The organism is Actinomyces oris (assembly GCF_001929375.1).
Classification (GTDB): Bacteria; Actinomycetota; Actinomycetes; order Actinomycetales; family Actinomycetaceae; genus Actinomyces; species Actinomyces oris_B.
Window position 1 is genome coordinate 101,086 of sequence record NZ_MSGO01000014.1, and the last position, 7,774, is coordinate 108,859.

General features: G+C 69.2%; 8 protein-coding genes. 7 read left to right on the forward strand and 1 reads right to left on the reverse strand.

The features are described from left to right. Window positions 1-67 precede the first annotated feature (67 nt). From BKH32_RS04450 to BKH32_RS04480, 7 genes are all read left to right on the forward strand, one after another. Window positions 68-1,648, forward strand: a complete 1,581-nt coding sequence (locus BKH32_RS04450) for a sodium-dependent transporter (protein ID WP_075248810.1) — start codon at window positions 68-70, stop codon at window positions 1,646-1,648. Between the two features lies 1 nt (window position 1,649). After that, on the forward strand, window positions 1,650-1,823 hold the full coding sequence (locus BKH32_RS04455) for a methionine/alanine import family NSS transporter small subunit (RefSeq protein ID WP_075248811.1): 174 nt from the start codon (window positions 1,650-1,652) through the stop codon (window positions 1,821-1,823). A gap of 115 nt (window positions 1,824-1,938) precedes the next feature. Further along, entirely contained in the window at window positions 1,939-2,796 is an 858-nt protein-coding gene (locus BKH32_RS04460) for an HAD hydrolase family protein (RefSeq protein ID WP_075248812.1), read from the forward strand. An 8-nt stretch (window positions 2,797-2,804) separates the two neighbouring features. Then, complete coding sequence (locus tag BKH32_RS04465) at window positions 2,805-4,811, forward strand: metallophosphoesterase family protein (protein ID WP_075248813.1); 2,007 nt, start codon at window positions 2,805-2,807, stop codon at window positions 4,809-4,811. 93 nt (window positions 4,812-4,904) lie between these two features. Continuing rightward, entirely contained in the window at window positions 4,905-5,639 is a 735-nt protein-coding gene (locus BKH32_RS04470) for a vitamin K epoxide reductase family protein (RefSeq protein ID WP_075248814.1), read from the forward strand. Then, window positions 5,636-6,400 carry a metal-dependent transcriptional regulator gene (locus tag BKH32_RS04475; protein ID WP_081376690.1) on the forward strand — a complete coding sequence of 255 codons (765 nt, stop codon included), beginning with the start codon at window positions 5,636-5,638 and terminating at the stop codon, window positions 6,398-6,400. Before BKH32_RS04470 ends, BKH32_RS04475 begins: the two co-directional genes overlap by 4 nt. 47 nt (window positions 6,401-6,447) lie before the next feature. Continuing rightward, on the forward strand, window positions 6,448-6,894 hold the full coding sequence (locus BKH32_RS04480) for an HIT family protein (RefSeq protein WP_075248828.1): 447 nt from the start codon (window positions 6,448-6,450) through the stop codon (window positions 6,892-6,894). A gap of 26 nt (window positions 6,895-6,920) precedes the next feature. Here the strand turns inward: BKH32_RS04480 and BKH32_RS04485 are convergent. Then, a partial coding sequence (locus BKH32_RS04485) for an HNH endonuclease signature motif containing protein (protein WP_178384554.1) occupies window positions 6,921-7,774 on the reverse strand: 854 nt, incomplete at its 5' end.

The following is a 7,774-nucleotide window of genomic DNA, read 5'->3' on the forward strand; positions in this document are numbered from 1 at the left end:
TGCGACCCATCCGCAGGAAAAGGTAGCCCTTGGGCCACCTTCGTTCGTCACATCACGGAAGGCACTCATGACCTCCAAGACAGGGGAGAGCGAGTCTCTTCAGGCGCCCCCGCGCGAGCAGTGGAGCGGTCAGCTCGGCTTCCTCGTCGCCGCCATCGGCTCGGCGATCGGGCTGGGCAATATCTGGCGCTTCCCAGGCGTGGCCTACACCAACGGCGGCGGCGCCTTCATCGTCCCCTACGTCATCGCGCTGCTGGCGGCCGGGCTGCCGATCCTCTTCCTCGACTACGCCCTGGGCCACCGCTTCCGCGGCTCCCCGCCGGCGGTCTTCAGACGCCTGTCCGCCAGGCTCGAGTGGCTGGGATGGTTCCAGGTCTTCATCTGCTTCGTCATCATGACCTACTACGCGGTGGTCGTGGCCTGGTCCCTGCGCTACATGCTCTTCTCGGTCAACATCGCCTGGGGTGACGACGCGGCAGGCTTCTTTCAGAACTACATCGGGATGGACCGGCTCGGCTCCGAGGTCGGCTACTCACCGACAGTCATCATGGGTGTGGCCCTGCCGCTGCTGTTCGTATGGGGCTTCGGTCTGGTGGTGACCGCCCTGGGAGTCAGCGGAGGCGTGGAGAAGGCCAATAAGATCTTCCTGCCGCTGCTGGTCCTCATGTTCGCCGGCCTCGTGGTGCGCGCCCTCATGCTCCCGGGAGCGGGGGAAGGGCTCAATGCCCTGTTCACGCCCAAGTGGTCCGCTCTGCTGGACTACCAGGTGTGGATGGCGGCCTTCGGGCAGATCTTCTTCTCCCTGTCAGTGGGCTTCGGCATCATGCTCACCTACGCCTCCTACCTCCAACGGCGCCGCTCCAACCTGGTGGGAACCGGTCTCGTGGCGGGCTTCGCCAACTCCTCCTTCGAGCTGTTCGCAGGTATCGGCGTCTTCGCGACCCTCGGCTTCATGGCGCACACGCAGCATGTCGGGATCAGCGAGATGAAGATCACCGGGCCCGCCCTGTCCTTCATCACCTTCCCCACCGTCATCGCCCAGATGCCAGGAGGCGCGCTCTTCGGGGTTCTCTTCTTCGCCTCCTTCTCCATGGCGGGGCTGACCTCCTTCATCTCCATCATCCAGGTGGTGGCCGCCGGCGTGGGGGAGAAGCTCGACCTGCCGCCGAAGAAGGCATCCCTCGTCGTCGGCGTCCCGGCCGCCGTCCTGTCCTTCGCCCTGTTCGCCACCAGCTCGGGCCTGCCGGACCTCGACGTCGTGGACGCCTTCATCAACAACATCGGCGTCGTCGCCTCGGCCATCATCATGTGCGTGGTGGTCGCCTGGGTACTGCGGCGCACCAAGCTGCTTCAGGACCACCTCAACGCCGTCTCGGAGTCCCGGATGATCGGCCTGTGGTGGCGGGCCCTCGTTGGCGCCGTCGTCCCCGTCCTGCTGGGGTACATGTTCATCCAGACCTTGTGGACGTATCTGACCGAAGGATACGAGTCGGAGGCCTACTCCAACGGCTTCGTCATGGTCTTCGGGTGGGGGATGCTGCTGTTGGTCGCCCTGGGCACCGCCGTCATGAGCCTTATCCCCTGGAAGACCCCGGTGGACGAGTTCGAGCCCCTCACGCTGGAGGCCGCTTCCCAGGAGGAGGACTGAGATGACCGGAATCGCCGTGCTCATCATGCTGCTTGCCATCGTCATCATCTGGGGTGGCCTGGCGGTGTCCATCACCGCACTCATCTCGCGCGGACGCCGCGAGGACCGCGACGCCCGGGCCGAGGCCTCGGCGCGGGCCCGCGAGCACATGCTCCATCCCGAGCAGGTCGACTGACCGGCGCGGTCCGCTGAGAACCACTGACGAGACCGCCTGAGAAGAGAGACTGACTCCACCACCCGTCTGGGGCCCGGTTCGGCCGGTTTCCAGGCGGGTGGGACACAATACGCCTATGACTCAGACTGATGTGAGCCCCCAGGTGCTGCCCCGTCTGGTGGCCTTCGACCTCGACGACACGCTGGCGCCCTCGAAGTCGGCCATGCCACCGGCCATGGCCACCGCGCTCAGGCGGCTGCTCGACGTCGTGCCCGTCTGCATCATCTCCGGGGGGCAGATGGGACAGTTCCGCGATCAGGTCCTGGCCCACCTCGACGCCGACGCTGACGAGCTCTCCCGGCTCCACCTCATGCCCACCTGCGGAACGCGCTACTACACCTACGACCCCTCCCGTGCTGAGCGCGATGAGGACGCCTGGACGCTGGTCTACGCCAACGACCTCACCCCTGAGCAGATCCGCACTGGTTTCGAGATCGTCGAGGCCCAGGCGCGTCGGCTCGGCCTGTGGGAGGAACAGACCTGGGGGGAGATCCTGGAGGACCGCGGCAGTCAGATCACCTTCTCCGCCCTGGGGCAGGAAGCACCCCTGGACGCCAAGCGCGCGTGGGACCCCACCGGTGAGAAGAAGGCCGCCCTGCGTGACGCCGTCGCCCCGCTCCTTCCGGACCTGGAGGTCCGCTCCGGCGGCTCCACAAGCGTCGACATCACCCTCAAAGGGGTGGACAAGGCCTACGGCATGAAGCGCCTGGCGGAGATGACCGGTATCGCACTGGAGCAGATGATCTTCGTCGGCGACCGCCTGGACCCGGAGGGGAACGACTACCCCGTCAAGGCCTTGGGCGTTCCCTGCCAGGCCGTGAGCGGCTGGCAGGACACCGTCACCTACGTCACCTCCCTGGCGAGTCTCATCGCCTCTCAGACGCACGGCGGTGAGGACCCGGCCGCCCAGGTCTCACTGGGCGCTCGTCTCTGAGGTCAGTCGTGGTACGGACAACCTCAGACCCTGACACCGGTGCCGGTACCGGCACCACCGAAGGAGCAGGAGACCGGTGGGGTGGTCTGTTGACGGCCGTGCGGCACTGCTGCGCCCTGGCCGTGACGCTCATGCTGTCACCGCGCGGCTGGTGGCGTCGTCGTCGCCCCGGCACCCGCACGGCGATCGGAACGGCGGCCATGATCCTGGCCTCCAGCCTCGTCTCCCTCCTGCTGGGGGTGTCCACGGCGACGGCCTCGACGCCGGTCGGCCCGCACGAGGCGACCTGGTCGACGACCCTGGACTCCACTGTCACGCTGGACCTCGGGCCGCTGGGAACCGCTTCGATGGAGTCCCCTGCAGGGATTTTCGGCGTCAAGGTGGTCCTGGGGGAGATCCCGGGCGATCCGACACCCGATACGGCCAATGCGGCCAGTGTGGGGCAGTCCCTGTCCTCCGACGCGACCTCCTATCTCTCACTGGTCTCCCACCCCGATTTGACGATCCGGCAGGGCCTCTACGGACTGGCCGGCGACGCCCTGCGCCGGGCCGGGGTCGTCGAGGCGATCTTCCTGTGCTGTGTGGCCGCCTGGCGCCTGGCGCCGACCAAGCCCTGGCGTGAGACCGTCCGAGTCGGTGCCTCGCACCGCTGGGCGACGACCGTGGCGTTCTCCACGACCGTGGCCACCGTGGCTGTCCTCCTGGTTCCGGCCATGCGCACGGCCACCTCGCACGGCTCCACCCTGTCCGTCCTGGAGGGGACCCCGCTGGCCCAGGCCCGTTTCTCAGGACGCATCGCCGACGTCGTCACCGCCTACGGGCCCAAGGCGCGCACCTTCGTGGAGACGAATAAGGGCTTCTACGCCAAGGCGGATACCAACCTGCGGGCCGCCTGGAAGGCGGCCGAGCAGACTGGGGGCCTGGTGGACGTCACCGCCGCCGACGGAAAGGTGGACACCGAGGACCTGCAGGCCCGGGTCAGGGCGTCCTCCGCGAAGACTCTGGTGAAGGCCGCCAATCCTGAGCCCGGCGCCGCCCCGCAGCCATCTGAGAGTCCGAGGGCCACTGCGACAGCCTCGATCTCGGTGACCGGAGCCCGCTCAGTGCCCGAGCGTGGACGCAAGACCGCCGTGCTCACCACGGACCTGCACTGCAACCTCGACGTCATCGCCTTCTCCGGGATCCTCGACCAACTCTCGGGCGCCGATATCCACATGGATGACGGCGACCTGACCATGACCGGCTCGGATCCGGAGCGGGTGTGCGTCGACGCGCTGACCCAGGCGGTCCCGAGCTCGGCGAAGAAGGTCGCCACGATCGGCAACCACGACTCCGACGCCACCGCCGCCCGCCTGCGCTCCCAGGGGTGGACCGTCACCGACGGCTCGGTCCAGACTGTCGCCGGGATCACCGTCCTGGGGCACGACGACGCCGAGCGCACGACGGCTGCGGGCACCAAGCCCCGCAACGGGGAGACCACCGAGAAGATCGCCTCCCGCCTGGCCAAGACCAGTTGCGGGGGCACGCCGGTCGACGTCGTCCTCATCCACCAGCCCGCCACCTTCGACACGCTCACGAAGAAGGGCTGCGCGCCGCTGCTCCTGGCCGGTCACGTCCACGCCGAGCGGGGGATGACCACGGCGATCAGCCCCCGAACCGGCCTGCCCGTCACCGGGATCATCTCGGGTGCGGGCAAGGGCGGCACGTCACTGGGCGCGGTCACCGAGGACGCCTTCCTCCACGTCATGTCCTTCGACTCCACCGGAGCGCTCGTGGCCTGGCGGGTCGTCATCCTTCACCCCGACGCCTCGGTGACGGTGGGGGCCTGGCGGCCCGTGCCCGGTATCGCCTCGGGACAGACGACGGCCACGATGGCGTCGACCCCGAGCCCGTCGGCGTCGGCCACCCCGGTGCCGACACCGACCGAGGCTCCGCAGAGCGCGAGGCCTGAGGAGGCCTCGCAGCCGCAGGAGGGGGCCGAGCCTCAGGGGGAGACCGATTCTTCGGACGGGTAGGGCATAGTCGACGGTTGTGGCATACGCTCTCATCCTGACAACCCCACGACGCCCAGAAGAACTGCTGACGCACCACCGGTGAGGAGACTGACGATGTCGCGCATGCCCACAGATGCCGAGATCGATGAGATGAGCGAGGAAGAGCTCGAGGCCTACCTGGACTCCGGCCCCGCCCAAGAGCTTGACCGGCGCACCCGTCGTGATACCGACGACGACTCGTCCGCGCGTCCCGCCTGGTTGCGACGCTCCGGGGCCGGGCGGGGATTCGGTTGGCTGCTCACCGTGTGCGCACTCGTCGGGATCTTCGCCTGCTGGGAGCTCATCAGCGCCCAGCTCGACCTGCTGCGCAACCCGGACGCAGTGCTCGTCTGCGACGTCAGCCCCCTGGTGTCCTGCGGCGACTCCCTCAACGTGTGGCAGGGCAACCTGCTGGGGGTGCCGAACTCCTTCATCGGGGCCATCGCCTTCGGGGCCCTGGCGGCGATCGGCACGGTCCTGCTCAGCGGCGCGCGCCTGCCGCGCTGGATGTGGTGGGGGCTCAGTGCCGGCAGCCTCGGCGGGATCGCCTTCGTCATCTGGTTCCTGTCCGTCTCCATCATGACCTTTGGCAAGCTCTGCCCCTTCTGCATGGTCATCTGGTCCGTCACCATCCCGGCGGCCGCCCACTCCTGGGCCTGGGCCGCGGCCGGCGGGCACCTGGGGCTGCGCGACAACCTGGCGCTGGATGTGCTCAAGGCCCGCTGGTGGATCATGGCGGCGATGTACCTGGCGGTGGTCCTCACCGTCGTCATCGCCTTCGGCGGCCAGCTGGCGAGGCTGTTCGGGTGACCGCACCCATGGAGCGGAGGGCTCCGAGCGGAGCCGGCGGGAAGTCCTCGGTGGCGGGGGACTCGACCGTCACGCAGGACTACCTCAAGGTCGTGTGGGCCGCCTGCGAGTGGGGCGGCGCTGGCGCCTCCATCACCGGCCTGGCCAAACGTATGGAGGTGGCGCCCTCGACCGCCTCGGAGAACGTGGCTCGCCTCGTGGAGGAGGGGCTGCTCGTCCACGAGCCCTACAAGGCTGTCACCCTCTCCGAGGAGGGGCGACGCCGGGCTATGGGCATGATTCGCCGACACCGCATCCTGGAGACCTACCTGGTCACCCGGCTCGGCTTCGGCTGGGACGAGGTACACGCCGAGGCCGAGGAGCTTGAGCACGCTGTCTCCGAGCGGCTGCTGGAGAGGCTCGACGCGGTCCTGGAGCACCCCACCCGCGATCCGCACGGGGATCCGATCCCCACGGCGGACGGCCGCCTCATCGTGCCCGACCTGGTGGGACTGGAGACTCTGCCGGTGGGCTCCGACGGCGTCGTCGGACGGATCCAGGACGACGCAGAGACGCTGCGCCGCCTGGAGCGGGCCGGTATCGGGCTGGACAGCCGGGTGCGGATCCGTGATCGGGGCACCGTGGCGCCGGCCGTGGAGGGCGGTGGCCGCCGTCGGGCGACCGTCATCGCCCTGCTGGACGCCGACGCCTCACGCGGTGCAGCGCCCAAGGGCGCCCGGGAGGCCGTCATCCCCGACGGCTCCCTGTGGTTGCTGGCCTGACCAGGGGCCTGGACGGATCCGGGTGCGACTGGGGGACAATGGGGGCCATGAGCACGATTTTCACCAAGATCATCAAGGGAGAGATCCCTGGCCGTTTCGTGTGGGCGGACGAGGTCTGCGTCGCCTTCGCCACCATTGAGCCGCACACCGACGGGCACGTCCTCGTGGTCCCGCGGGCTGAGGTCGACTCCTACGTGGACGCACCCGACGACGTGGTGGCGCACCTGGCCGTGGTTGCCAAGCGCATTGGTGCCACGCAGGTGCGCGTCTTCGAGGCGCCCCGGGCCGGGCTCGTCGTGGCCGGCTACGGCGTCGACCACCTGCACCTGCACGTGCTGCCGATCCGCTGCGAGGAGGACCTGTCCTTCTCCTCGGCCCGCCACCCCGAGGACCCCGAGCTCGACGCCGCCATGGAGCGCCTGCGGGCCGGCCTCGTCGAGGACGGCTGGGGTGAGTTCGTGCCCGTGCAGATGGACAGCGCGGCGCTTGCGTAGCCCCGACGCTACTCGCTTCGTCCTCGTCAGAAGGGTGGGGCTTGGTCGATGAGGGGCGCTAGTCCGAGGGTGTGGGCGGCCCTCGGATGAGGGGTGGTCTCGTAGTCTCCCGCGTTTTCGCCGGGTAGGGGGCCTCGGGTCACGAGGAGGGCACTGCCGCTGCTGGGCTGGGTACGGTCGAGGGCGGTGTTGAGGCGGTTGAGGATGTCGGGGCTGATCTGCTGGCTCAGGTCGGCCGGTACGACGGTGCCGGGGACGTAGCGCTGGTGGGGGCCGACCTTGCGGGGCAGGCGGTCGATGGTGCCGTCTGGGTGGCGCTGGTAGACGGTTTTGTCGGGGGTGTGCCAGGACAGGGTCCCGGTGGTGTTGTCTCTGGTGAGGGCCCATCCGGGGGTGTGCTTGAGGCGGTGGTGGGCCTGGCACAGGACCACGAGGTTGTTCAGGCTGGTGGTTCCGCCTTGGCTCCAGGCGGTGAGGTGGTCGATGTCGCAGCGGGAGGCGGGGGTCTGGCAGGTGGGGAAGACGCAGGCCCGGTCGCGGGCGCGTACCAGGTCGGCCAGGCCGGCCGGGGGACGGTACCTGGTGCGGCCCACGTCCAGGACGGTGCCGCCCACGGGGTCGGTCACCAGGCGCCTCCAGGTCCCACCTGTGGCCAGGGCCCAGGCGGTCAGGGGCGGTACCGCCACGCTGCGCGCCCCGATGGAGACTTCAGCGACCCCGGCCGCAGCGGACAACGAGGCGGCGGGCTGAACGGTGGGCTGAACGGTGGGCTGGGGAGTGGGAGCGGCGGAGAACGACGCGGTGGGCTGGGGAGTGGGAGCGGCCGGGTCGGGTTCAGGCAGACTTTCCCCGCTGGAACCGGGCAGAGTCCTCCCGCTGG